The organism is Kitasatospora sp. NPDC001683, assembly GCF_053596495.1.
In genome coordinates, this window is record NZ_JBSFGK010000032.1 from 60,751 (window position 1) to 86,109 (window position 25,359).

General features: G+C 72.7%; 20 protein-coding genes. 16 read left to right on the forward strand and 4 right to left on the reverse strand.

Annotation, left to right across the window (positions count from 1 at the left end):
- Positions 1 to 48 precede the first annotated feature (48 nt).
- The 4 genes from ACWCYO_RS19245 to ACWCYO_RS19260 form a co-directional block, all read right to left on the reverse strand.
- Positions 49 to 2,496, reverse strand: coding sequence for a transglutaminase TgpA family protein (locus ACWCYO_RS19245; protein WP_449784857.1), 2,448 nt, complete (start codon positions 2,494 to 2,496; stop codon positions 49 to 51).
- Positions 2,493 to 3,818, reverse strand: a complete 1,326-nt coding sequence (locus tag ACWCYO_RS19250; RefSeq protein WP_270147508.1) for a DUF58 domain-containing protein — start codon at positions 3,816 to 3,818, stop codon at positions 2,493 to 2,495. The genes ACWCYO_RS19245 and ACWCYO_RS19250 overlap by 4 nt, the downstream gene beginning before the upstream one ends.
- A gap of 1 nt (position 3,819) precedes the next feature.
- Positions 3,820 to 4,866, reverse strand: coding sequence for an AAA family ATPase (locus tag ACWCYO_RS19255; protein WP_405000720.1), 1,047 nt, complete (start codon positions 4,864 to 4,866; stop codon positions 3,820 to 3,822).
- A gap of 411 nt (positions 4,867 to 5,277) precedes the next feature.
- Positions 5,278 to 5,820, reverse strand: coding sequence for a beta-class carbonic anhydrase (locus tag ACWCYO_RS19260; RefSeq protein WP_270147509.1), 543 nt, complete (start codon positions 5,818 to 5,820; stop codon positions 5,278 to 5,280).
- A 536-nt stretch (positions 5,821 to 6,356) separates the two neighbouring features.
- Between ACWCYO_RS19260 and rsmH the strand changes: the two genes are divergently transcribed.
- The 16 genes from rsmH (at position 6,357) to ACWCYO_RS19340 (ending at position 25,000) form a co-directional block, all read left to right on the forward strand.
- Positions 6,357 to 7,331 carry a 16S rRNA (cytosine(1402)-N(4))-methyltransferase RsmH gene (rsmH, locus tag ACWCYO_RS19265; protein WP_270147510.1) on the forward strand — a complete coding sequence of 325 codons (975 nt, stop codon included), beginning with the start codon at positions 6,357 to 6,359 and terminating at the stop codon, positions 7,329 to 7,331.
- 132 nt (positions 7,332 to 7,463) lie between these two features.
- Positions 7,464 to 8,015: a cell division protein FtsL gene (locus ACWCYO_RS19270; RefSeq protein WP_449784858.1), complete on the forward strand. Its 552-nt coding sequence runs from the start codon at positions 7,464 to 7,466 to the stop codon at positions 8,013 to 8,015.
- Between the two features lie 73 nt (positions 8,016 to 8,088).
- Positions 8,089 to 10,320, forward strand: coding sequence for a peptidoglycan D,D-transpeptidase FtsI family protein (locus tag ACWCYO_RS19275; RefSeq protein WP_449784859.1), 2,232 nt, complete (start codon positions 8,089 to 8,091; stop codon positions 10,318 to 10,320).
- Between the two features lie 6 nt (positions 10,321 to 10,326).
- Positions 10,327 to 11,979 (forward strand): UDP-N-acetylmuramoyl-L-alanyl-D-glutamate--2,6-diaminopimelate ligase, encoded by a 1,653-nt coding sequence (locus tag ACWCYO_RS19280; protein WP_449784860.1) that lies wholly within the window; start codon positions 10,327 to 10,329, stop codon positions 11,977 to 11,979.
- Entirely contained in the window at positions 11,976 to 13,379 is a 1,404-nt protein-coding gene (locus ACWCYO_RS19285; protein WP_270147514.1) for a UDP-N-acetylmuramoyl-tripeptide--D-alanyl-D-alanine ligase, read from the forward strand. The genes ACWCYO_RS19280 and ACWCYO_RS19285 overlap by 4 nt, the downstream gene beginning before the upstream one ends.
- Positions 13,379 to 14,440, forward strand: coding sequence for a phospho-N-acetylmuramoyl-pentapeptide-transferase (gene mraY / locus ACWCYO_RS19290; RefSeq protein ID WP_270151300.1), 1,062 nt, complete (start codon positions 13,379 to 13,381; stop codon positions 14,438 to 14,440). The genes ACWCYO_RS19285 and mraY overlap by 1 nt, the downstream gene beginning before the upstream one ends.
- A complete protein-coding gene (gene murD / locus ACWCYO_RS19295) occupies positions 14,437 to 15,876 on the forward strand; it encodes a UDP-N-acetylmuramoyl-L-alanine--D-glutamate ligase (RefSeq protein ID WP_449784861.1) in 1,440 nt (479 codons plus the stop codon). Before mraY ends, murD begins: the two co-directional genes overlap by 4 nt.
- 148 nt (positions 15,877 to 16,024) lie before the next feature.
- Positions 16,025 to 17,365 (forward strand): putative lipid II flippase FtsW, encoded by a 1,341-nt coding sequence (gene ftsW, locus ACWCYO_RS19300; protein ID WP_391489566.1) that lies wholly within the window; start codon positions 16,025 to 16,027, stop codon positions 17,363 to 17,365.
- 6 nt (positions 17,366 to 17,371) lie between these two features.
- Complete coding sequence (gene murG, locus ACWCYO_RS19305) at positions 17,372 to 18,478, forward strand: undecaprenyldiphospho-muramoylpentapeptide beta-N-acetylglucosaminyltransferase (RefSeq protein ID WP_270147518.1); 1,107 nt, start codon at positions 17,372 to 17,374, stop codon at positions 18,476 to 18,478.
- Positions 18,459 to 19,277, forward strand: a complete 819-nt coding sequence (locus ACWCYO_RS19310; protein ID WP_449784862.1) for a cell division protein FtsQ/DivIB — start codon at positions 18,459 to 18,461, stop codon at positions 19,275 to 19,277. The genes murG and ACWCYO_RS19310 overlap by 20 nt, the downstream gene beginning before the upstream one ends.
- Positions 19,278 to 19,639: 362 nt before the next feature.
- Entirely contained in the window at positions 19,640 to 20,872 is a 1,233-nt protein-coding gene (gene ftsZ, locus ACWCYO_RS19315; RefSeq protein WP_270147521.1) for a cell division protein FtsZ, read from the forward strand.
- On the forward strand, positions 20,869 to 21,600 hold the full coding sequence (gene pgeF / locus ACWCYO_RS19320) for a peptidoglycan editing factor PgeF (protein WP_270147522.1): 732 nt from the start codon (positions 20,869 to 20,871) through the stop codon (positions 21,598 to 21,600). The genes ftsZ and pgeF overlap by 4 nt, the downstream gene beginning before the upstream one ends.
- Positions 21,600 to 22,388 (forward strand): YggS family pyridoxal phosphate-dependent enzyme, encoded by a 789-nt coding sequence (locus tag ACWCYO_RS19325; RefSeq protein WP_270147524.1) that lies wholly within the window; start codon positions 21,600 to 21,602, stop codon positions 22,386 to 22,388. Before pgeF ends, ACWCYO_RS19325 begins: the two co-directional genes overlap by 1 nt.
- A 232-nt stretch (positions 22,389 to 22,620) precedes the next feature.
- Positions 22,621 to 23,229 (forward strand): cell division protein SepF, encoded by a 609-nt coding sequence (locus ACWCYO_RS19330; protein ID WP_270147526.1) that lies wholly within the window; start codon positions 22,621 to 22,623, stop codon positions 23,227 to 23,229.
- A gap of 98 nt (positions 23,230 to 23,327) precedes the next feature.
- Positions 23,328 to 23,609, forward strand: coding sequence for a YggT family protein (locus ACWCYO_RS19335; RefSeq protein WP_030282903.1), 282 nt, complete (start codon positions 23,328 to 23,330; stop codon positions 23,607 to 23,609).
- A 59-nt stretch (positions 23,610 to 23,668) separates the two neighbouring features.
- A complete protein-coding gene (locus ACWCYO_RS19340; RefSeq protein ID WP_449784863.1) occupies positions 23,669 to 25,000 on the forward strand; it encodes a DivIVA domain-containing protein in 1,332 nt (443 codons plus the stop codon).
- Positions 25,001 to 25,359 lie beyond the last annotated feature (359 nt).

Below are 25,359 nucleotides of genomic sequence, written 5' to 3' on the forward strand. Positions count from 1 at the left end.
CCGGGGCGGGCAGTCGATCGACTGCCCGCCCCGGCTCTCTCGTCCCGGTCAGGACCCGGGGGTGGACCGCCCGCGCCGGGTGAACACCCGCCGCACCGGGCCGGTGACCGCCTCGACGGCCCGGCCGGTCCCGGTGGCGACGGCAGCCCGGGCCGTCTGCACCGCGTCGGAGATCCGCCACCACAGCTGCGCCGAGGACGGCGGCAGCAACAGCGCCCGGATCCGCCCGCGCCGACCGGCGCCGGCCTGCAGGGCGCGTCGGGCGGTGCGGACGTCGGCGGCCAGCGGAGCCGTGGTGACCGGCCCGGACGGGGCGTAGAGCACCCGCTCGGTGGCCAGCGCCAGCCGCCCGGTGGCGGCCGCCGCCTCCGCGTCCAGGTCCGCCTTCTCGGTGATCCGCCGGGCGGCCGAGCGCGGAGTGCGTGACTCGTCCGGGGGAATTCCGAGGTCCCAGGCGGAGTCGACCAGCTCGTCCCAGGCGGCCAGCACCTGGGCGTCGGTGAGCTCGGTCGGGCCGTCCCCGCCGGGCCGGCGCCGCCCGCCACCGCCGAGCCGGCGACGGCGCACGGCGGTGCGCCAGAACATCGGTACGAGCAGCAGGGCGATCAGCACCACCACCACGGCCAGGGTGCCGAGCACCTGCCCGGACAGCAGCCAGGACTCCTCGGCGGCCTGGCTGACGACCTTGCCCTTGGGCCCGCACTCGTCCAGCTGACGCTGCTTGGCGGTGCAGTCCGAGCTGCTGGTCGGCGCCGGGACGGCGGCCGCGCTGGTCGTCGCGGCGGTCGGCTGGTGGGTGGGCGCCGTGGTCGGGGCGCTGGAGGCCTCGGTGTAGTGGGTCGGGACGCCCCGGCTCGGGGTCGGCTCGAAGCGCGTCCAGCCGTAGCCGGAGAAGTACAGCTCGGGCCAGGCGTGGTACATCCGGCCGGTGACCGAGTAGGTGTTGCCGTCCTTGCTGTCGCCGGGGGTGAAGCCGACCGCGACCCGGGCCGGGATCTTCAGCACCCGGGCCATCGCCGCCATGGTGGAGGCGAAGTGCACGCAGAAGCCCCGGCGGTCGCGCAGGAAGACCGCGATCGCGTTGCTGCCGGTGCCGCCCTCGACCGAGGTGTCGTACTTGAACTGCGGGCCGGTGAAGTAGTTCACCAGCGCCGTCGCCCGGTCGTAGTCCGTGTGCGCGTCGGCGGTGATCGCCCTGGCCTGCTGCGCGACCACCGTCGGCAGGTCGGAGGGGACGGCGGTGTAGCGGTCCCGGATGTCCTGCGGGGCGGTCGGCGCGGTGCGCAGCTCGTCCGCGGTCGGCCGCAGGTCCAGCGAGGTGACGTGGTAGCGCAGCCCGCGGATCGCCCGCTCGGTGACCGGCACGACGGTGCGGGTCACCGGGTCGAGCTTCCAGTCGCCGCGGTTGGGGACCTGGACGGACGCGGCCGGGTACGGCATCGGCAGCCAGCTCTTCTCCAGCTTCTCGCTGACCTGGAAGTCGCCCTCGACCCGGGGGACGTTGGGGTCCCGCAGTCCCTCGGGGGTGGGCAGGGTGCTGGGGAGGTCGCTGACCACGGTGCTGCCGAGCTTCCAGCTGGCGCCGTCGAACTGGTCCAGCGAGCCGGTGCGCAGGTAGGTCTGGTCGGCCAGGTCGCTGTCCAGGGTGTAGGTGAGCAGCACGTCGTCGCTCGGCTTGGTGAGCGCGGACTCCAGGCTGATCATCGGGTCGAGGCTGCTCGTCACGCTCCGGCCGAGGCCGGTGCCGCTGCCGGACGACCCGCCGGAGCCGGAGTCCAGCAGCCCGAAGTCCCAGCGCGGCAGGAACACCGGCAGCAGCATCGCCAAAGCCAGCGCCAGCACGCCGACCTGCTGGCCGCCCAGGCTGACCTGGTTGGAGGTCACCGTGCCGCGCGCGCCGCCGCGGAAGACCCGGCCCCAGCGGGAGACCCGGTCCTGGCCCTCCGCGAACAGCAGCACCAGGTAGCCGGCGGCGGCGAAGCAGAACCAGATCCAGCTGCCGCCCTGCTTCCCGGCGAAGCCGTTGCCGATCGAGTACATCGCCAGCAGCGGCAGCCCGGCCAGCGCCGCGCGCCGGTAGGTCACCGCGATGGTGTCCACCAGCACGGCGATCAGGCCGACCGCGGAGACCAGGATCAGCCGCAGACCGGGGGTCGGTGGCGCCGGGAGGGCGTACTGCACGATGTCGTCGAGGCCGGAGGAGAAGACCCGGCTGAGCACGCGCAGCGCGGACGGTCCGGGCAGCACGCCGCCGGTCATCCCGGAGCCGGCGAAGCCGATCAGCATCAGCAGGAGCAGCACCAGCACCTGGGCCGTCGGCACCGACCAGCGGTACAGCGGGGAGCGGCGCAGGCCCGCGCCGACCGCCGAGATCACCCCGACCACCAGGAGGGCGTGGGTGAACCAGCCGCGGGTGGTCAGCAGCGGGAGCATGCACAGCGAGGCGAGGGCGGTGGCCAGCGCCGAGTAAACGGTCAGTTTGGCCCGGGTGGTCACGCGCCGGCCTCTTCTCGGTAGGGGGCGGTGGTCTTCGCGCCGTCGGCGGCCCGCCACAGGTCCGGCACGGAGTCGCCGGCCCGGACCGGCAGGACCGTCCAGCCGGCCCGGCGCAGCTCCCGGACCCGCTCGCGGAACGCGTCGCCGCCGGTGTCCGGGGCGAGCATCCGCAGCCCGGCCCAGGTCTCGGTGTCGAGCAGGAAGGCGATCGCCCCGCCGGTGCGGTCGCGCAGCCGGGCCAGCCTGGCCGTCTGCGCCGCGTCCAGGTCGCCGAGCACGGCGACCAGCAGGCCCTCGCCGCCGGCCCGCAGCGGCTCCTCGGCGCGGGAGATCCCGGCGCCGTCGGACAGGTCGGCGACCGCGAGGGCGTCCAGGATCAGCCCGGAGGTGTCGGCGGCGAGGTTGTGGCCGCCGGTGCCGGGCCCGGGCACCCACTGACCGGTGTCGGTGAGCAGCTGGGTCTGGTAGCCGCGCTCCAGCAGGTGCACGGCGACGGAGGCGGCGCAGCTGACCGCCCACTCGAAGGAGGAGGCGGGGCCGGTGCCCCGGTGCCCCACCTCGCGGGTGTCCAGCAGGACGGTGGCGCGGGCCTTCTGCGGCTGCTCCTCGCGGCGCACCATCAGCTCGCCGTACTTGGCGGTGGAGCGCCAGTGCACCCGGCGCAGGTCGTCGCCGGGACGGTACTCGCGCAGGATCACGTCGTCGTCCCCGGCCAGCGCCAGGGTGCGGGTGTGGCTCTCGCCCTGGCCGATCCACTCGCCGGTGAGCCGCACCTGCGGCAGCGTCTGGACCTGCGGGACGACGGTGAGCACGTCGGAGGCGGTGAAGGCGCGGTTGACCTCGCACATTCCGAACGGGTCGGACAGCCGCAGCTGCAGTGGCCCGAGCGGGTAGCGGCCACGCAGGTCGGATCGGACTCGGTAGGAGACCTCACGGAAGCCGCGCGGCTCGACCCGGTCCAGCACGAAGCGCGGGCGCGGCCCGAGCACGTACGGGACCTTGTCCTCCAGCAGCAGCAGACCGGTGGGCACCCGGGAGACGTTGTCCACCCGCAGGTGGACCCGGGCCTCCTGGCCGGCGATCGCCCGGTGCGGGCTGAGCCGGCGGCCGCTGGCCACCCGGTAGCGGGTGTTGGCGACCACCAGGGCGGCGGCCAACGGCAGCGCGGCGAGCAGCACGCCGACCCGCAGCAGCGCGTCCTGGTCGAGCACGTAGGCGCAGACCACCGCGGTCAGGCCGGCCGCGAGGAAGGAACGGCCCCGGGTGGTGAGGCCGCGCAGTCCGGCCCGCAGTCCGCCGGTCTGATCGGCTGATGAGGCCACCTCAGCCCCTCCGGACGACCGGGCTGCCCTGCGGACGCGGCAGCGGCAGCCGGGCCACCAGGTCGGTCACGATCTGCTCGGAGGTGCGGCGGCCGAGCTGGGTCTCCGCGGTCGGCATCAGGCGGTGGGCGAGGACCGGGACGGCCAGGCGCTGGATGTCGTCCGGGGTGACGTAGTCGCGCCCGTCCAGCGCGGCGGCGGCGCGGGCGGCCCGGACCAGGTGCAGGGTGGCGCGCGGCGAGGCGCCCAGCCGCAGCTCGGGGCTGGTGCGGGTGGCGGCGACCAGGTCGACGGCGTAGCGGCGGACCGGGTCGGCGATGTGCACGGTGCGGACCAGGTCGACCAGCTTGAGGATGTCGGCGGCGTGCGCGACCGGCTGGAGGTCGGCCAGCGGGTTGGCGCCGGCGTGCACGTCGAGCATCGCGAACTCCGCCTCGGGGCTGGGGTAGCCGATCGAGATCCGGGCCATGAAGCGGTCCCGCTGGGCCTCCGGGAGGGGGTAGGTGCCCTCCATCTCGACCGGGTTCTGGGTGGCCACCACCATGAACGGCGAGGGCAGCTCGTAGGTGGTGCCGTCGATGGTGACCTGGCGCTCCTCCATGGACTCCAGCAGCGCGGACTGGGTCTTGGGCGAGGCGCGGTTGATCTCGTCGCCGACCACGATCTGGGCGAAGATCGCGCCCGGGCGGAACTCGAAGTCGTGCTGCTGCTGGTCGTAGATGTTGGTGCCGGTGACGTCCGAGGGCAGCAGGTCAGGGGTGAACTGGATGCGGCGCACGGTGCAGTCGACGGACCGGGCGAGCGCCTTGGCAAGCATGGTCTTGCCGACGCCGGGCACGTCCTCCAGCAGCAGGTGGCCCTCGGCGAGCAGCACGGTCAGGGCGATCCGGACCGCCTCCGGCTTGCCCTCGATCACGCTCTCGATGTTGGCGCGGACCCGGTCCACGACCGCGGCGAGCTCGGGGAGCCCGACCTGGTGGTACCCGTTCGCCCTCTGTCCGCCCCCCGCAGGACTGCCGAGACCGGCCTGATCGTCGTAGCTCGTCACCCGTTTACGCTCCCTGGCACGCTGCGCCCGCCTCACCCGAGGCCGGACCCCACCCCATGCTTGACGCGGCCGCTCCGGGGGCGGTTCCGAAGGAGGATCCGGCGCCGGTTCGGCGGCCTGCGGCCCGGCCGCCCCAGGTGGTTCGGGGCCTGACCGGCAGGCGCATTCTCCCCCGTACGGCGGCCAGAAGTCACCATTCGGCGGTTACTCGCCCGCTCGCCTCCGGGGCGCTCCTGGTCCGACGCCGACGGTCGGCGCTCCGTCGCTCCTGCGTCGCTCCCGCGCTTCTCCCTTTCGGCGTCGGCGCGCCCCTTCGGCTCGGGGCGGTCCTGGGCTACTCGCCCGCTCGCCTCCGGGGCGGGGCGGGTGCCCGCCCGGACGCCGTTGGCCGGGCGGGGAGGGCGTCGAGGGCTACCGGATCTCGCGCAGCAGGCCGGTGTGGACGTCGAAGACGAAGCCGCGGACGTCGTCGGTGTGCAGCAGGAAGGGGGAGGTGCGGACCCGCTGCATGGACTGGCGGACGTCGCCGTCGAGGTCGACGAAGGCCTCCACCGCCCACTGCGGGCGCTGGCCGACCTCCAGCTCCAGTTCGCGGCGGAAGTCCTCGGTGAGTCCGAGCAGGCCGCAGCCGGTGTGGTGGATCAGCGCGATCGAGCGGGTGCCCAGGGCGCGCTGGCTGATCGTCAGCGACCGGATGGTGTCGTCGGTGACGACGCCGCCGGCGTTGCGGATGACGTGGGCGTCGCCCAGTTCGAGGCCGAGTGCCGCGAACAGGTCGAGGCGGGCGTCCATGCAGGCCACCACGGCGATCTGCTGGACGGGCCGGGCGTCCATGCCGCCGTCCCGGAAGGTCACCGCGTACTCGCGGTTGGCCGTGACGAAGCGGTCGATGACGGTGGAGCTGGGAGAGTCGGCAGCGGCGTTCGGCGTGGGCCGGTCGGGGGTCACTGTCATGAGGGCGACGTTAGTGCGATCCGGGGCCGCGCGGTGGGGCGAAGTGCTACAGAACGCACCGCTGTGATCGAGCGCATAGCGACAACGGGACGGTTTGTCCCGGGCTGCGGCTTGTGGGTTCGCGCCCGGTCGCTCGACGGGGCGCGCGGCACTCGCCGGAGGCCCCCATCGGTGTCCCCGCCGGACCGCCCCGAGGGCCGCGACCTGCGGTGATCCGTACCGCCGCCCGGGTGGTGCGCCGGAGCGGACCATTGACTGGAGGGGCCCGCGCGATAGAGTTGCGGCGCGTTGGAGCACACCCGCCGGAGCCCGTCAACCGGGCGTCCTCGGCCGGTGTGGCCCGGCCGATGCGGCCTGTGGCCTCCACCCGCTCCGTGTTCACCTGGCGCACCTTCCCCGGCGCCCGGCGGCCACGACCTTCCTCTCGAGCGGGCGGGGACCACGGGCCGCGTCGTCGTGCCGGCAGGCGGTGGGCGAGAATGGTCGGAGCTCCCGGACGACGGGCTGCTCCGCACCGAGGAAGGGCGCCACCGCGCATGACCACCAACGAACCGGGTCCCAAGCACGTTCCGGTGATGCTGCAGCGGTGCATGGACGCATTGGCCCCGGCGATCTCGCGCCCCGGCGCCGTGGTGGTGGACGCCACCCTCGGCCTCGGCGGGCACAGCGAGGCGCTGCTGACCCAGTTCCCGGAGGTCCGGCTGATCGCGGTGGACCGCGACCCGCAGGCACTGAAGCTGTCCGCCGAGCGGCTGGCCCCGTTCGGCGACCGGGCCACCCTGGTGCACGCGGTGTACGACGAGATCCCCGAGGTGCTGGAGCGGCTGGGCATCGACCGGGTGGACGGCGTGCTGTTCGACCTCGGCGTCTCCTCGATGCAGCTGGACGAGGCCGACCGCGGCTTCGCCTACGCCCAGGACGCGCCGCTGGACATGCGGATGGACCAGACCCGGGGGATCAGCGCGGCGGAGGTCCTCAACACCTACAGCCACGGCGACCTGGCCCGGATCCTCAAGGTGTACGGCGAGGAGCGGTTCGCCGGGAAGATCGCCTCGGTCATCGTGCGGGAGCGGGCGAAGGAACCGTTCACCAACAGCGCGCGTCTGGTGGAGTTGGTGCGCAACGCCATTCCGGCGGCGACCCGCCGGACCGGCGGGAACCCGGCCAAGCGGACCTTCCAGGCGCTGCGGATCGAGGTCAACGGCGAGCTGGAGGTCCTGGACCGGGCGATCCCGGGCGCGCTGGACGTCCTCGCGGTAGGCGGCCGGATGGTGGTGATGTCGTACCAGTCGCTGGAGGACCGACTGGTGAAGCAGTACTTCGCCGCCGGGGCGACCAGCACCGCCCCGCCGGGGCTCCCGTTCATCCCGGAGGAGCACCAGCCCTGGCTCAAACTGATCACCCGCGGTGCCGAGCTGGCCACCGAGGAGGAGATCGAGGAGAACCGGCGCGCCGCGCCCGTGCGGCTGCGGGTGGCGGAGAGGATCAGGGACCGAAGCAAGCGGGGCTGAGGATCGGCTCCGGCGGGGTCCGAAGGGCGGAGGAGAGCGGTGGGGCCGGTGGCCGGTGAGGTCCGGGCGGGGCGGGGAGGACTCCCCGGACAGGGCAGGGTGCGGATCACGGTCCGGCCGGGGCGGCGCCCCGTGCGGGGGCGCACGCCGTTCGCGGTGCTCGTGGTGGTGCTGCTGGCGGCGGGGCTGCTCGGCCTGCTGGCGCTGAACACGGCGCTCAACGAGGGCTCCTTCGAACTGTCCCGGCTGCAGAAGCAGACCACCAAGGCGACCGACGAGCAGCAGAGCCTCCAGCACGAGATCGACCAGAGCTCGGCCCCGGACGCGCTGGCCAGGCGGGCCGGTGAGCTGGGCATGGTTCCGGCCGGCGGGATGGCCTTCCTGGACGTGCCGAACGGGGGCAAGGTGCTCGGCACTCCCGGCTCGGCGAAGGACAGCCCGCCGGTGAAGAAGTCGACGGTCGAACCGTGGCCGATGAAGCAGCCCTCGCCGGGGGCCCAGAGCGCGGCCCCGGCCCAGCCGAGCGCCGCACCGAGTGCCTCGCCCAGTGCCCAGCCTTCGGCGCAGCCGACGAGTCAGGCGCCCGCGCCGCCGCCGACCCCGGCGGCCTCGGCCGGTGACTCGGTGATCCAGCTCAACCCGGTGTCGTCCGCGCCGGCGCAGCACGGGGGCGGTACCCGATGAGCGAGTGGAACGAGCGAATCATCGAGAGGTGCGAATTGTGCGAAGCGCCCGCCGAGCGTAGCGAGGCGGTCGCATGAGCACGCCTCGTCAGCCGTCCGGCTCCGGCTCCGGTTCCGGGTCCGGCCGTCGGCAGCCGCCGCGCGCCGGTGCGGCCCGACCCGCCGCCGGGCGCGGCCAGCCCGCTGACGCGAAGGGGCGGCCGGCCAAGGGCCAGCCCGTCCGGGGCCAGTCCGGCAAGGCCCAGCCCGCGAAGGGCCAGCCCGCGCGCAGCCAGTCGGCCAAGGCGCAGCCCGCCAAGGCCGCCGCCGACCGCACCCCGCGCGCGCCGCAGCAGCGCCGCCCGGAGGGCCGTCCGCCGGCCCGCAGCCAGTCGGCGGTGCGGCCGCGTCCGAAGTCCCGGGTGCCGCAGCGCCCCAAGGCGCTGAAGCTGGCCGAGCCGAAGCGTCGGCTGCGGGTGATCACCGTGGCGCTGTCGCTGGTGTTCTCGGTCTTCGCCGGGCGCCTGGTGCAGCTCCAGCTGGTGGACGCCGACGCGCTGGCCGCCGACGCCAACACCAACCGCTACCAGAACATCCCGATCACCGCCGAGCGCGGCTCGATAACGTCCTCCGACGGGGTCGCGCTGGCCGCGACCGTGGACGCGTACGACATCACCGCCGACCCGGCGATGTTCACCCCCGAGGCGACCGGCATCCCGGACGCGCCGGAGCAGGCGGCCGCCCTGCTGTCGCCGATCCTCGGCGTCGCCCGGGACAAGATCGCCGCCGACCTGCACACCCCCAAGACCCGCTACAAGCGGCTCGCCGCCCAGCAGACCCCGGCCGCCAAGAACCAGATCAGCGACCTCAAGGCGGGCCTGGAGAAGAAGGCCGGCTCGCGCACCTGCCAGGCCCAGAGGAAGCTGCTCGGCAGGCCCGCCGACCAGGGCGGGCGGACCCGGGTGGACAACGAGTGCGCCAACCCGCTGGCCGGGGTGTTCAACCGGGAGACCCAGAAGCGGATCTACCCGGCCGAGGGGCTGGCCGCCAACCTGGTCGGCTTCGTCAACGGCGAGGGCGAGGGCGCCGGCGGGCTGGAGCTGCAGTACCAGAAGCAGCTGGCCGGCAAGGACGGCCACAGCAGCTACGCCCAGGCCGGCGGCCGGCTGGTGCCCACCGCCGGCGGCTCGATGGATCCGGCCGTGCCCGGCAGCGACATCAAGCTGACCATCAACCGGGACATCCAGTGGGCCGCCCAGCGGGCGATCACCGACCAGGTGGCCAACTCCGGCGCGGAGAAGGGCTACGTCATCGTCCAGGACGTGAAGACCGGCCAGGTCATCGCGATGGCCAGCGCGCCCGGCTTCAACCCGAACGACCTGAGCCTGGCCAAGCAGTCCCAGATGGGCAACCCGGCCCTGGTCGACGCCTACGAGCCGGGCAGCACCGCCAAGCTGATGAGCCTGGCCGCCGTGCTGGACTCCGGCAAGGCCAACTGGGACACCAGGGTCACCGTGCCGAACCGGCTGGTCCGGGCCGGGCAGCAGTTCAAGGACGACGTCGAACACGGCGACTGGTACCTGACCCTGGCCGGGGTGCTGGCCAAGTCCTCCAACATCGGCACCATCGAGGCGGTCGAGACCCTCGGCGACGGCGACCAGCTGAAGGCCAACCAGGTGCTGGACGGCTACCTGCGCAAGTTCGGCGTGGCCCAGCCGACCGGCCTGAACTTCCCCGGCGAGACGCCCGGGATGCTCAAGAAGCCGGAGGACCTGGTCGCCTCGGAGAAGTACAACATCTCCTTCGGCCAGGGCCCACTGCAGCTGAACGCGATGCAGGCCACCTCGGTGTACTCGACCATCGCCAACGGCGGGGTGCGGGTCGCGCCCAGCATCGTCCAGGGCGTCACCGGGCCGGACGGCAAGTACACTCCGACCGCGCCGGGCGAGCAGACCCGGGTGGTCAGCGAGCAGACCGCCAAGACCCTCACCTCGATGCTGGAGTCGGTCGTCGACGACGAGCAGGGCACCGGCGGCAACGCCGCCATCCCCGGCTACCGGGTCGCCGGCAAGACCGGCACCGCCAACCGGGGGGCCGCCGACGGCAAGGGCTACGACGGCTACACCGCCTCCTTCATCGGCTTCGCCCCGGCCGACGCCCCCCGGTACACCGTCTCCTGCACCCTCCAGGGCCCGGTCAACGGCCACTTCGGCGGCCAGCTGTGCGGGCCGGTGTTCAAGCAGGTGATGGAGTTCACCCTGAAGACCATGCAGGTCCCGCCGAGCGGCAGCCAGGCGCCGAACCTGCCCGTCGAGTGGAAGCCGTGAGCGAGGATGAGCAACCAGCGGGCCGGTGCGGCCGGCGACCCCGAGAAGGCCCGGTTTGGCCCTGGGCACCCTTCGGCGGATAGCCTTCCCGCCGTGCCGAAACCCAGCCAAACCACCGTGAGCCCGCCCCGCCCGACCGGGACCGCCGCCCTGCCGCTCGCCGAGCTGGCCGCCCGGCTGGGCCTGCCGCCCGTCGAGGGCGCCGACGTCACCGGCGTCACCCACGACTCCCGTGCGGTGCGTCCGGGCGACGTGTACGTGGCCTTCCCGGGCGCCAACCACCACGGCGCGGCCTTCGCCGGCAAGGCCGCGGAGGCCGGCGCGGTGGCCGTGCTGACCGACCCGGCGGGCGCCGAGCTGGCCGCCCCCACCGGCCTGCCGCTGCTGGTGGTGGACCGGCCGCGGGCCCGGATGGGCGAGCTGGCGGCGATCGTCTACGGCCACCCGTCCGAGCGGCTGCTGATGATCGGGCTGACCGGCACCAACGGCAAGACCACCACCTCGTACCTGGTCGAGGGCGGTCTGCGCGGCGCCGGGCGCAGCCCGGGCGTGATCGGCACCGTCGAGATGCGGGTCGGCCAGGAGCGGATCAAGAGCGAGCGCACCACCCCCGAGGCCACCGACCTGCACGCGATCCTCGGCGTGATGGCCGAGCGCGGCGCGGACGCGGTGACCATGGAGGTCTCCAGCCACGCCCTGGTCTTCGGCCGCACCGACGGGGTGACGTACGACGTCGCGCTGTTCAACAACCTCACCCCCGAGCACCTCGACTTCCACCCGGACATGGAGGACTACTTCCAGGCGAAGGCGCGGCTCTTCCAGCCCGGCAAGTCCCGCCACGGCGTGGTCAACCTGGACGACGAGTACGGCCGCCGGCTCGCCGCCGAGGCGAAGATCCCGGTGACCACCTTCTCGGCCGCCGGCGCCGCCCAGGCCGACTGGCGGGCCGTGGACGTGCAGCTCGGCCCGACCGGCTCCACCTTCCGGGTGGTCGGCCCGGACGGCGCCGAGGCGGACGCCGCCGTCCCGCTGCCCGGCCCGTTCAACGTCTCCAACGCGCTGGCCGCGATCACCGCGCTGGTCGCCGCCGGGCTGCCGCTGGAGCAGGCGGTGGCGGGCGTCGCCGCCGTCCCCGGCGTTCCGGGCCGGCTGGAGCGGGTGGACGCCGGACAGCCGTTCGTCGCCGTGGTGGACTACGCGCACAAGCCGGACGCCCTGCAGGCCGTCCTCGCCTCGCTGCGCGAGGTCACCAAGGGCCGGCTGCACGTCGTGGTCGGCTGCGGCGGCGACCGCGACCCCCACAAGCGCGGCCCGATGGGCGCCATCGCCGCCCGGCTCGCCGACACGGCGCTGCTGACCAGCGACAACCCGCGCAGCGAGGACCCGCTGGCGATCCTCGCCAGCATGCTGACCGGCGCCGCCGCGGTGCCCGAGGCCGAGCGCGGGGCCGTCCTGGTCGTCCCCGACCGGGCCGAGGCGATCGAGCTCGCGGTAGCCCGCGCCCGGGCGGGGGACACCGTGTTGGTGGCCGGCAAGGGCCATGAGCTCGGCCAGTACGTACGAAACGAGATCCGCCCCTTCGACGACCGGGAGGTGCTGCGCGAATCGATCGTGCGGACCTCGGTCGCCCGGGGCGACCGAGGAGTAGAGCAGCAGTGATCGCACTGACCCTCGCCGAGGTGGCCGCCGCCGTCGGAGGCACCCTGGACGGCGCCGCCCCGGACACCCTGGTCACCGGCCCGGTCGAGGTCGACTCGCGGAAGGTGAGCCCCGGCGGCCTGTTCGCGGCCTTCGTCGGCGAGCACGTGGACGGCCACGACTACGCCGCCACGGCGGTCGAGGCCGGCGCCGTCGCGGTGCTGGCCTCCCGCCCGGTCGGCGTGCCCGCCGTCCTGGTCGACAGTGTGGTGGAGGCGCTCGGCAGGCTGGCCCGGGCCGTGGTCGCCCGCGCCGAGGGCACCGCCGTGGTCGCGCTGACCGGCTCGGCCGGCAAGACCAGCACCAAGGACCTGATCGCCCAGCTGCTCCAGCACCGCGGCGCGACCGTCTTCCCGCCCGGCTCGCTCAACAACGAGATCGGGCACCCGATGACGGCGCTGCGGGTCGAGGAGGGCACCCGGCACCTGGTCATGGAGATGGGCGCCCGGCACAAGGGCGACATCGAGTACCTCACCTCGATCACCCCGCCGCGGATCGGCCTGGTGCTCAACGTCGGCACCGCCCACGTCGGCGAGTTCGGCTCCCAGGAGGCGATCGCCGAGGCCAAGGGCGAGCTGGTCGAGGCGCTGCCCGCCGACGGCGCCGCGATCCTCAACGCGGACGACCGGCTGGTGCGCGCGATGGCCTCCCGCACCAAGGCGAAGGTGGTCCTGTTCGGGGAGTCCCCGGACGCCGACGTCCGGGCGACCGACGTTCGCCTGGACGCCACCGGACGGCCGTCGTTCACGCTCACCACCCCGGCCGGTTCCGCGCCCGTGCAGCTGCGCCTGTACGGTGAGCACCACGTCTCGAACGCCCTCGCCGCCGCCGCGGTGGCGACGGAGCTCGGGATGACCGTCGACGACACCGCGGCAGCCCTGGGCGAGGCGGGTGCGCTGTCCCGCTGGCGCATGGAGGTCGTCGACCGGGCCGATGGTGTCACCGTCGTCAACGACGCCTACAACGCGAACCCCGACTCGATGCGGGCCGCGCTGCGGGCGCTGGTCTCGATGGGCGGCCGCGGTCCGGAGCGCCGCCGCACCTGGGCGGTGCTCGGCGAGATGCGGGAGCTCGGCGAGGAGAGCCTGGCCGAGCACGACGCCATCGGGCGGCTCGCCGTCCGGCTGGACGTCACCAAGCTGGTGGCGGTCGGCGGACGCGAGGCGGCCTGCATGGAACTCGGCGCGAGGAACGAAGGTTCGTGGGGTGAGGAGTCGGTGCTGGTGTCCGACGCGGACGCGGCGGTCGAGCTGCTGCGCAGTCAGCTGCGGCCGGGGGATGTGGTCCTGGTGAAGGCCTCCCGTTCGGTGGGGCTGGAGAAGGTGGCCGAGGCCCTCCTGGCGGACGGTGCTGTCCGATGATGAAGCAGATCCTCTTCTCCGGGATGATCGGCCTGATCCTCTCGCTGGTCGGCACGCCCGCCCTGATCAAGCTGCTCGCCCGGCAGGGCTACGGCCAGTACATCCGTGACGACGGCCCCAAGGCGCACCACAGCAAGAAGGGCACGCCCACCATGGGCGGCATCGCCTTCATCCTGGCGACCCTGATCGCGTACTTCGCGACGAAGGGGATAACGGGCGACACCCCGACCGCCTCCGGGCTGCTGGTGCTCTTCCTGACCGCGGGCCTCGGCCTGGTGGGCTTCCTGGACGACTACATCAAGGTCGTCAAGCGCCGCTCGCTCGGTCTGCGGGCCAAGGCGAAGCTGGCCGGCCAGTCCATCGTCGGTCTGGTGTTCGCGATCCTGGCGCTGCAGTTCCACGACGACCGCGGGCTCAGCCCGGCCTCCGAGAAGCTGTCCTTCGTCCGCGACTTCAGCTGGTCGATCGGCCCGGTGCTGTTCGTCATCTTCGCGTACTTCATGATCGCGGCGACCTCCAACGGCGTGAACCTGACGGACGGCCTGGACGGCCTCGCCACCGGCGCCTCGGTGATGGCCTTCGGCGCCTACACCTTCATCGGCGTCTGGGAGTACACCCAGAGCTGCGCCTACTTCATCTCCGCCACCGGCGCCTGCTACGACGTCCGCGACCCGCTGGACCTCGCGGTGGTCGCCTCCGCCCTGATGGGCTCCTGCTTCGGCTTCCTGTGGTGGAACACCTCGCCCGCCAAGATCTTCATGGGTGACACCGGCTCGCTCGCCCTCGGCGGCGCCCTGGCCGGCCTGGCGATCTGCTCGCGCACCGAGCTGCTGCTGATCATGCTCGGCGGCCTCTTCATGATCATCACCCTGTCGGTGATCATCCAGGTCGGCTCCTTCCGGATGACCGGCAAGCGCGTCTTCAAGATGGCACCACTGCAGCACCACTTCGAACTCAAGGGCTGGAGCGAGGTCCTGGTCGTGGTCCGCTTCTGGATCATCCAGGGCCTGTGCGTGGCCGTCGGCCTCGGCCTCTTCTACGCGGGATACCGGACCGGATGACGAACACCGACTTCATGAACCTGCCCGTGGTGGTCGCCGGCCTCGGCGTCTCGGGCATCAGCGCCGCGCGCGTCCTGAACGGCCTCGGCGCCCGCGTCACCGTGGTGGACGGCGGCAGTGGCGAGGGCCTCAGGGCCCGCGCCGCCGAGCTGGAGGCGCTCGGCATCGCGGTGCGCCTGGGCGACGGCGCCAGCCTGCCCGAGGGCACCGCGCTGATCGTCACCTCGCCCGGCTGGGCCCCCGACAGCCCGCTGTTCGCCGCCGCCGAGGCGGCCGGGGTGCCGGTCTGGGGCGACGTCGAGCTGGCCTGGCGGCTGCGCAAGCCGCTGCCGGGCACGGGCGAGCCCGCCCCCTGGCTGGCCGTCACCGGCACCAACGGCAAGACCACCACCGTCCAGATGCTCGCCTCGATCCTCACCGCGGCCGGCAAGCGCACCGCCGCCGTCGGCAACGTCGGGGTCTCGGTGCTGGACGCGGTGCTCGCCGAGGAGCCGTACGACGTGCTCGCCGTCGAGCTCTCCAGCTACCAGCTGCACTGGGCGCCCTCGCTGCGCCCGTACTCGGCGGCCGTGCTCAACCTGGCCCCGGACCACCTCGACTGGCACGGCTCGATGGAGGCGTACGCCGCCGACAAGGGCCGGATCTACGAGGGCAACGTGGTGGCCTGCGTGTACAACCTGGCCGACCCGGCCACCGAGGCGCTGGTCATGGAGGCCGACGTCGAGGAGGGCTGCCGGGCGATCGGTTTCGGCCTCGGCGCGCCCAGCCCGTCGAACTTCGGCGTGGTGGACGGCCTGCTGGTGGACCGGGCCTTCGTCGAGGACCGGGCCAAGAACGCGGCCGAGCTGGGCTCCGTCGAGGACGTCAACCCGCCGGCCCCGCACAACATCGCCAACGCGCTCGCCGCGGCGGCGCTGGCCCGGGCCTACGGGGTCGAGCCGAAGGCCGTCCGGGAGGGCCTTCGGGCCTTCCGCCCGGACGCCCACCGGATCGCCGAGGTCGGCACCGTCCGCGAGGTCACGTACATCGACGACTCCAAGGCCACCAACACCCACGCCGCCGCGGCCTCGCTGGCCGCCTACCGGCCGATCGTCTGGATCGCCGGGGGGCTGGCCAAGGGCGCGACCTTCGACGACCTGGTCCAGGGCGCGGCCGAGCGGCTGCGCGCGGTCGTGCTGATCGGGCAGGACCGGGCGCTGATCCGGGAGGCGCTGGAGCGACACGCTCCGGATGTACCGGTGATCGAGGCGGCCGAGGGCCAGACTGGCGCGGTGGCGATGGCCGAGATCGTTCGAACGGCCGCATCGTTCGCCCGATCGGGTGACACGGTGCTGCTGGCCCCGGCCTGCGCGTCGATGGACATGTTCACCAACTACGGCGAGCGCGGCGACCTGTTCGCGGCGGCCGTCCGAGAGCTGGCGGACCCCGGGGAGTGAGCCGAAGGGCCTCGGCGAGTGAGCCGAAGGGCCGCGCCGACGCCGAAAGGGACGACCGTCGGCGTCGGATCGGAGCGGCCCGGAGGCGAACGAGCCGCATGAAGAGGAGCGGGGAGCGGTGGCGGGGCAGGGCAGGGCGGATTCCGGCGTGACGAAGCAGGACGCCGCCGAGCCGTGGCGAGTGATCTCCGCCACCACGACCAAGTACAAGTCGGCCGGTCCGCTTGGACGGCTGCGGGCCTTCCGGGCCCGCGTCCGGTACTGGTTGGACCGGCCGCTCACGCCGTACCTGCTGGTGGTCGGAACCACCCTGCTGCTGGTCGTGCTCGGCCTGATGATGGTCTTCTCGGCCTCGCAGATCCTGGCGCTGAACCAGCACCACACCGCGCAGTACTACTTCCTCAAGCAGCTGATCGCGGCCATCCTCGGCCTGGTCCTGCTGGTCGGCTTCGCCTCCGTCCCGGTGGCCGTGCTGCGGGTGATCGTCTACCCGGTGATGTTCGGCGTGATCGGCGCGCTCGCGCTGGTCGCCGTGCCCGGCATCGGGGTGCGGATCAACGGCAACCAGAACTGGCTGGACTTCGGGTTCTTCCAGTTCCAGCCCTCCGAGTTCGCCAAGCTCGCGCTGGTGCTCTGGGGCGCCGACCTGCTCGCCCGCAAGCAGAAGGCCGGCACCCTCACCTCCTGGAAGCACCTGCTGGTGCCGCTGGTGCCGGGCGCCCTGCTGCTGCTCGCGCTGATCATGATCGGCGGCGACATGGGCACCTCGATGATCCTGGTGGCCATGGTGTTCGCGCTGCTGTGGATGGTCGGCGCGCCGCTGCGGCTGTTCGTGGCCACCCTCGGGGTGGCGGTCGTGGTCTGCACCGCCCTGGTGATCACCGTCCCGCACCGGGCCGAGCGCCTGGGCTGCATCGGCGTCACCAAGCTCGACCCGGAGGGCGCCTGCTTCCAGGCCCTGCACGGCGTCTACTCGTTCGCGCTGGGCGGCGGCTTCGGCACCGGCCTGGGCGCCGGCGTGGAGAAGTGGGGCCAGCTGCCCGAGGCGCACACCGACTTCATCTTCGCCGCGACCGGCGAGGAACTGGGGCTGGTGGGGACGCTGTCGGTGATCGGTCTCTTCGCGGCACTAGGCTACGCGGGTATCCGTGTGGCCATCGGTACGAAGGATCCCTTCGTCAGGTACGCCGCGGGAGCCGCCACCACCTGGATCATGGCGCAGGCCATGATCAACCTGGGGTCGGCGCTGGGACTGCTGCCCATCGCGGGCGTCCCGCTCCCGCTGTTCTCCTACGGCGGGTCCGCCATGCTGTCGGCCATGTCCGCGATCGGAGTGCTGCTGTGCCTGGCACGCAGCTCCTCGGGCGCGAAGGCGGCCCTGGCCGCCCGGAGCAAGAACTCCCGGATCAGGAAGCGACTGGCCCGGGTGCTGCCACGACGACGAACCACAGCGCGCCCGGCCCCCGGGCCGGCACGCAGGGAGCGGTGAATTTCGGTGCATGTCGTACTCGCCGGCGGGGGGACCGCCGGTCACATCGAGCCGGCCATGGCCCTCGCGGACGCCCTCCGCAGGCACGACCCGTCCATCGGGATCACCGCCCTGGGCACCGAGAAGGGGCTGGAGACCCGGCTGGTGCCCGAGCGCGGCTACCAGCTGGAGCTCATCCCGGCGGTGCCGCTGCCCCGCAAGCCCACCCCCGAGCTGATCACCGTCCCCGGGCGGCTGCGCGGGACGGTGCGGGCCGCCCAGGAGATCATCGAGCGGGTCAACGCCGACGCCGTGGTCGGCTTCGGCGGCTACGTCGCGATGCCCGCCTACCTGGCCGCCAAGCGGGCCGGGGTGCCGATCGTCGTGCACGAGGCCAACGCCCGCCCGGGCCTGGCCAACAAGATCGGCGCCCGCTACACCGACTTCGTCGCGGTCTCCACCCCCGACAGCAAGCTGCGCGACTCCCGGTACATCGGCATCCCGCTGCGCCGGACCATCGCCACCCTGGACCGCAACGCCACCCGGCCGGAGGCCCGCCAGTACTTCGGCCTCGACCAGCGGCTGCCCACCCTGCTGGTCTCCGGCGGCTCCCAGGGCGCGCGCCGGCTCAACGAGACGGTCACCGCGATCGCCCCGCGGCTGCAGCAGTACGGCGTGCAGATCCTGCACGCGGTCGGCCCGAAGAACGAGCTGCCGCAGGTCGCGGACGTCCCCGGGATGCCGCCGTACCGCCCGGTGCCGTACATCGACCGGATGGACCTCGCCTACGCGGCCGCCGACCTGATGCTCTGCCGGGCCGGCGCCATGACGGTGGCCGAGCTGGCCGCCGTCGGGCTGCCCGCCGCCTTCGTGCCGCTGCCGATCGGCAACGGCGAGCAGCGGCTGAACGCCCAGCCGATGGTCAAGGCCGGCGGCGGCCTGCTGGTCGACGACGCCGAGCTGAACCCGGACTGGGTGCTGCAGAACGTGCTGCCGGTGCTCACCGACCCGCAGCGGCTGTGGGACATGAGCCGCGCCGCCGCCGAGTTCGGCCGCCGGGACGCCGACGACCTGCTGGTCGCCATGGTGTACGAGGCGATCCAGGCCCACCGGGATGGTCGCCGCCGTGGGTGACGGCCGGCTCGCCGACCCTCCCCCAGCCTCCGGCCGGGGGTACCCCCATGAGGAGGAGGACTTCGAAGACGAGGAGTCCGCTCCCCGTCTCCGGCTCTCCCGGCGGGGCATCGTGGTGCTGAGCGTGCTCGGGGCCGCGGTGCTGGGCGTGCTGGCCTGGGTGGTGTTCTTCTCCTCGGTGCTGGACGTGCGCGATGTCGCCGTCCAGGGCACGGCGGACGAGAAGCTGACGTCGGACCAGGTCCGCGCGGCGGTCGGCGGGCTTTCCGACGGCCCGCTGGCCCGGGTCGACCTGGACGGCGTCCGGCACCGGGTGGAGACGATCCCCCGGGTGGCGAAGGCCGAGGTGTGGCGGGGCTGGCCGCACACCCTGCAGGTCAAGGTGGTGCAGCGGACCGCGGTGGCCGCCGTCAAGGGGGACGACGGCCAGTTCACCCAGGTGGATGCCACCGGCGTGAGCTTCGCCACCGAGGCGGCTCCGCCGCAGGGCGTGCCGGTGGTGGAGCTGCGGCTCAGTCAGCCCGCGAAGGACGCGGACGGGGTGATCTCCCGGGCGCAGCTGGTGCAGGGCGCGGTGGCGGTGGCCGCCGGACTCCCGCCGGAGATCGCCAAGCGGGCCGGATCGGTCCTCGTGCACTCCTACGACGACATCGAACTGCAGCTCAGCGGGGGTGCGACGGTGCGTTGGGGGAGTCCCGAACAGACCGACCGGAAGGCCCGGGTGCTGGTGGCGCTGCTGAAGCAGAAGGGCACCCTGTTCGACGTGACGGCGCCGGAGGCGCCGGCGGTGTCGGGCTGATCCGCTAGATTCTTGCCCGAGGGAGGGGTTGACGCCTCGAAGTGTCGGCCCGACCCTTGGTGGTCACCCCGGTTTCCATTGCCGGCCGATGATCACATAGGCTCAAAAGAAAAAGGGAAGCTCGGCGTGTTCGTTGAAACACGTGCCCGGAGCCACCTAGTGTCCTGTGTCACCAGACTGTGTCCGTTGGTGATGTGACGGAGGCACAGGACTAACCCTAAAGGTCAAGTTTAGGGTTGGGGTCGGCGGTCGGCATTTCGGACATTCAGTCAGAAACCAGGCTCCCTACCCATCGACATCCGTCGGTACGGCCCACCGTCGGGCCGGGCCGACCCGGAAATTCGAGGCGAGAGGCCTTCGACGTGGCAGCACCGCAGAACTACCTCGCAGTCATCAAGGTCGTCGGAATCGGCGGCGGTGGTGTCAACGCCATCAACCGGATGATCGAGGTCGGTCTCAAGGGCGTCGAGTTCATCGCGATCAACACCGATGCGCAGGCCCTCCTCATGAGCGACGCCGACGTCAAGCTCGATGTGGGCCGTGAACTCACCCGGGGCCTCGGCGCCGGCGCCAATCCCGAGGTCGGCCGCAAGGCCGCCGAGGACCACCGCGAGGAGATCGAGGAGGTCCTCAAGGGGGCCGACATGGTCTTCGTGACCGCCGGCGAGGGCGGTGGCACGGGCACGGGCGGCGCGCCCGTCGTCGCCAACATCGCCCGCTCGCTGGGCGCCCTGACCATCGGCGTGGTCACCCGCCCCTTCACCTTCGAGGGCCGTCGCCGGGCCAACCAGGCCGAGGACGGCATCGCCGCCCTGCGCGAAGAGGTCGACACCCTCATCGTGATCCCCAACGACCGACTGCTGTCCATCTCGGACCGCCAGGTCAGCGTGCTCGACGCGTTCCGCTCGGCGGACCAGGTCCTGCTCTCCGGTGTCCAGGGCATCACCGACCTGATCACCACCCCGGGTCTGATCAACCTCGACTTCGCCGACGTCAAGTCCGTCATGTCGGACGCCGGTTCGGCGCTCATGGGCATCGGCTCGGCCCGCGGCGAGGACCGCGCCAAGGCGGCCGCCGTGATGGCGATCTCCTCGCCGCTGCTGGAGGCCTCGATCGACGGCGCCCGCGGCGTGCTGCTGTCCATCTCGGGCGGCTCCGACCTCGGCCTGTTCGAGATCAACGAGTCGGCCCAGCTGGTCAGCGAGGCCGCCCACCCCGAGGCCAACATCATCTTCGGTGCGGTCATCGACGACGCGCTCGGCGACGAGGTGCGGGTCACCGTCATCGCGGCCGGCTTCGACGGCGGCCAGCCGCCGGCGATCGTCCGCGACCCGGTGGTCAAGTCCACCACCCCAGCCGCCCCGGCCACTCCGCCGGCCGCCCCGGAGCGTCCGGCCGGCCGTCCGTCGTACGGGAGCATCGGCTCGGTGACGTCCCGCTCGGAGGGGGAGGCCCCGGCCGCCCCGTCGCGTCCCGCCGAGACCCCGGCCACCACGACCGCCTCCGCTCCGGTGCCGCCGCAGGTGCAGCCGGCCCGGCAGCCGTTCGTGGAGAGCCCGGCAGAGGAGCTCGACGTCCCGGACTTCCTTAAGTGATCGATCACGCGGTCCGCGCGGGTGCTCACTTCGCCTTCACCGATCGGTGGGGCGGGGTGAGCACTTCGCCGTACGGGGAGCTCAACCTCGGTGGCGCGGTCGGGGACGACCCGGAGGCGGTCCGGGAGAACCGGGCGATCGCGGCCCGGGAGCTGGGGCTGAACCCGGCCGACGTGGTCTGGATGAACCAGGTGCACGGCGCCGAGGTGGCCGTGGTGACGGAGCGCCAGCCGCTGGGGGAGGCCCCGACGGTGGACGCGGTGGTCACCGACCGGCCGCTCGCGCTCGCGGTGCTGACCGCGGACTGCACCCCGGTGCTGCTGGCCGACCCGGTGGCGGGCGTGGTGGGCGCGGCCCACGCGGGCCGACCCGGACTGGCGGCCGGAGTGGTGACCGCGGCCGTCGAGGCGATGGTCGGACTGGGGGCCGAGCCGGCGCGGATCACCGCCGCCACCGGCCCCGCGGTCTGCGGCCGCTGCTACGAGGTGCCGGCCGGGCTGCGCGCCGAGGTCGCCGAGGTCGTCCCGGCGGCCTTCGCCGAGACCTCCTGGGGGACCCCGGCGCTGGACGTGCCGGAGGGAGTCGCGGCCCAGCTGGCCGCGGCGGGGGTCACCGAGCTGGTGCGGTCACCGGTCTGCACCCTCGAATCCGCCGATCACTTCTCCTATCGTCGCGAGCAGCGCACGGGCCGGCTCGCGAGCTACGTCTGGTTGGGCTCTGATCACTGATGACGAACGACATCTACGGACCGTTCCCGGGGAGCAGCGAGTTCGCGGCGGCGCTGACGGAGGGCCAGCGCGCCCGGTACGAGGAGCTCGGGACCAATCTCGAGGTGGTCGAGCGCCGGATCGCGGACGCCTGTGCGGCCGTCGGACGTCCGCGCGAGGACGTCACCCTGATCGTCGTCACCAAGACCTACCCGGCCGAGGACACCGCGCTGCTGGCCGGACTGGGGGTGACGGACGTCGCGGAGAACCGCGACCAGGACGCCGCGCCCAAGGCGGAGCAGTGCAGAAACCTTCCTCTTGACTGGCACTTCGTCGGGCAGCTGCAGACCAACAAGGTCCGCTCGGTCGTCCGGTACGCGAACCACGTGCACTCGGTGGACCGGCTGCGGCTGGTCGAGTCGCTCTCGGCGGCCGTGCTCAAGTCCGGCCGCCCCGAGCTGGGTTGCCTGGTGCAGGTGGCGCTGGACAAGGAGCACGGTGAAGGCGAGCACCGGGCCGGGGTCGCCCCGGAGGACGTCGCGGAACTCGCCGACGCGATCGCCGACACGCCCGGGCTCCGCCTGGACGGTGTGATGACCGTCGCTCCGCTGGCCGGTCCGCTGGCCGGAGACCCGGCTCGCGCCTTCGATCGGCTGGCGGAAATCGCAACCGCCGTACGGGCGGCCCATCCGGCTGCCACCATGGTCTCCGCAGGGATGAGCGGTGACCTTGAGCAGGCGATTGCCGCCGGGGCGACACACGTGCGCGTCGGAACGGCGGTACTCGGAGTGAGGTCACCCCTCAGGTAACGTCACCGAGTAAGTAGATCAGACTGCAGGACAAAATAGGACAGAAACTAGCAGCTTTCAGAAGCGCTAGCCAACCGTGGATCGCAGCTCCGCGGCCCCCAACCCAGAACTCTGACGGCGCGTCGCCTTGACGAGCCGTCGTGGGCGGACCGCGGAATCCGCAGGCAGGGCGGGTGGCCCAAAGCCGTTGAGTCGGAGCCGGTGGTCCACCACAAGCGGAGGAGACAGGAGCATGGCCGGCGCGATGCGCAAGATGGCGGTCTACCTCGGCCTCGTGGAGGACGAGACGTACGACGGCCAGGGGTACGACCCCGACGACGACTACGACGCGGACCCCGAGCCGATCCGTACCGGGCAGCGGACCGAGGACATCCCCCGGCCGGCAGCGCCTCCCGCACCCGCCCCGGTCTCCTCGATCACTCCCCAGCCGGTCCCGGCGGCGGTGCCGATCCGGCAGGAGACCCCGAGGATGGCCCCAGTGTCGTCCATCACACCCGAACGCCGCCACAACCTGGAGAAGAGCGCACCGGTGATCATGCCCAAGGTAGTGAACGAACGAGAGCCCTACCGCATCACCACGCTGCACCCCCGAACCTACAACGAGGCCCGTACCATCGGGGAACAGTTCCGCGGCGGCACCCCCGTGATCATGAATCTGACCGAGATGGACGACACGGACGCGAAGCGGCTCGTAGACTTCGCCGCTGGACTCGTCTTCGGTCTGCACGGCAGTATCGAGCGCGTGACACAGAAGGTGTTCCTGCTGTCGCCTGCTAACGTCGATGTCACGGCGGAGGACAAGGCTCGGATCGCCGAGGGTGGGTTCTTCAACCAGAGCTGACCCGGCCACGACTTTACGTGTGGATCTGATCAACAGTGGTTGGCGACAGGTGACGAGCGGCAGGCCCTAGGGCCCGGGACCGGGGAGAGGGAAACGCGATGGACATCGTGTGGGCGGTGCTCTACTACGCCCTGACCGTCTTCCTGGTGTTCCTGCTCGTTCGGCTGGTCATGGACTGGGTCTTCCAGTTCGCGCGTTCGTGGCGGCCCGGCAAGGCCATGGTCCTGGTCCTGGAGGCCACGTACACTGTCACGGATCCGCCGCTCAAGCTTCTTCGGCGGTTCATCCCGCCGTTGCGTTTCGGGGGCGTGGCGCTCGACCTGTCCTTCTTCGTACTGATGATCATTGTGTATGTCCTGATCTCGCTTGTGCACCCCTAGTCGTAGGTGAGCGATGCGACAGGATGCCGGTGTGCCGACGATCACGTTGAGGTGAAGAGATGCCATTGACCCCCGAGGACGTTCGGAACAAGCAGTTCACGACCGTCCGCCTGCGTGAAGGCTATGACGAGGACGAGGTCGATGCCTTCCTCGACGAGGTCGAGGCGGAGCTGACCCGCCTCCTCCGGGAGAACGAGGACCTGCGCGCCAAGCTGGCCGCCGCGACTCGCGCCGCCGCGCAGAACCAGGCCAACATGCGGAAGGAGCCGCCGCAGGACGCCCAGCGTCCGGCCGCTCCCGTCCCGGCCGCCATATCCGGTCCGCCGGTCCCCGGCCAGCAGGGTCCGGGTGGTCCGCAGCAGATGGGCCCCGGCGGTCCGCAGCAGATGGGCCCCGGTATTCCCCAGCAGCAGATGGGCAACCAGCCGCTCGGTCTGCCGTCCGGCGCGCCGCAGCTGCCCGCCGGCCAGGGCGGTCCGATGGGCCCCGGCGGCCCGCAGCAGATGAACCAGACCATGGGCGGTCAGCAGCAGCTGGTCCAGCCGATGGGTGGTCAGATGCTCCAGCCCATGGGCGGTCCCGGTGGCCCGCAGCAGATGGGCAACCCGATGGGCCAGGGCATGGGCCAGCAGCAGATGCAGCCGATGGGCGGCCCCATGGGCGGTCCGCCGCAGCAGATGGGCGGCCCGCTCGGCGGCCCGATGCAGCAGCAGGGCCCTGGTGGCGACAGCGCCGCCCGCGTGCTGGCACTCGCCCAGCAGACCGCCGACCAGGCGATCTCCGAGGCCCGCTCCGAGGCCAACAAGATCGTCGGCGAGGCGCGCAGCCGGGCCGAGGGTCTCGAGCGCGACGCCCGGGCCAAGGCCGACGCCCTGGAGCGGGACGCGCAGGAGAAGCACCGCGTCGCGATGGGGTCGCTGGAGTCCGCGCGGGCCACGCTGGAGCGCAAGGTCGAGGACCTGCGGGCGTTCGAGCGTGAGTACCGCACGCGCCTGAAGTCGTACCTGGAGACCCAGCTGCGTCAGCTGGAGTCGCAGGCCGACGACTCGCTCGCGCCGCCGCGGATCCCCGCCACCGCGTCGCTGCCGCCGGCGGCCTCGTCGATGGCACCGGCCGGGGGCGGGTCGATGGGCTCGGCACCGTCCTTCGGCGGGAACCAGCCGTCGTTCGGCGGCAGCTCGCCGTCCTTCGGCGGGCAGAGCTCCTTCGGCGGGAACGCCCCGGCGCCGAGCTTCGGCGGGCAGGGCGGTGGCAACACCGGTGCGCCGCAGATGCAGCCGGCCGGGATGACCCAGCCGATGGCGGCCGTCCGGCCGCAGCCGCCGCAGCCGATGCAGCAGGCTCCGGCGCCGATGCGGGGCTTCCTGATCGACGAGGACGGCGACAACTGAGGTTGTAGCAGGGCCTTTGAGGGCGTCCCCTTTCTGACCTTCGGGTTGGGGAGGGGGCGCTCTCTTTTGTGTTCGGGGGGTGTGGGGGTGTGGGTTCTGTGGGGGGTGGGGGCTCTCGGGAGGGTGGGTGCGGGGCGGTTCCGGGGGTGGCCGCTCCGGGGGCTGGATGATTTTCCGACCGCCGACTCTGTGGGCTCATGGCCGGGCGCCGTTGGCAGTCTGAAAATCACCCGCAACGCCCCCTTCCGCAGCCACCCCCTCCACCGCCCCTCCCGCAGCGCGTCCCTCTCGCCCGGTCGGGTGGTCGCGGATCGCGACCCCCGAGGACAGCCGCAGCGCCTCCACGCAGGCCCCACCCT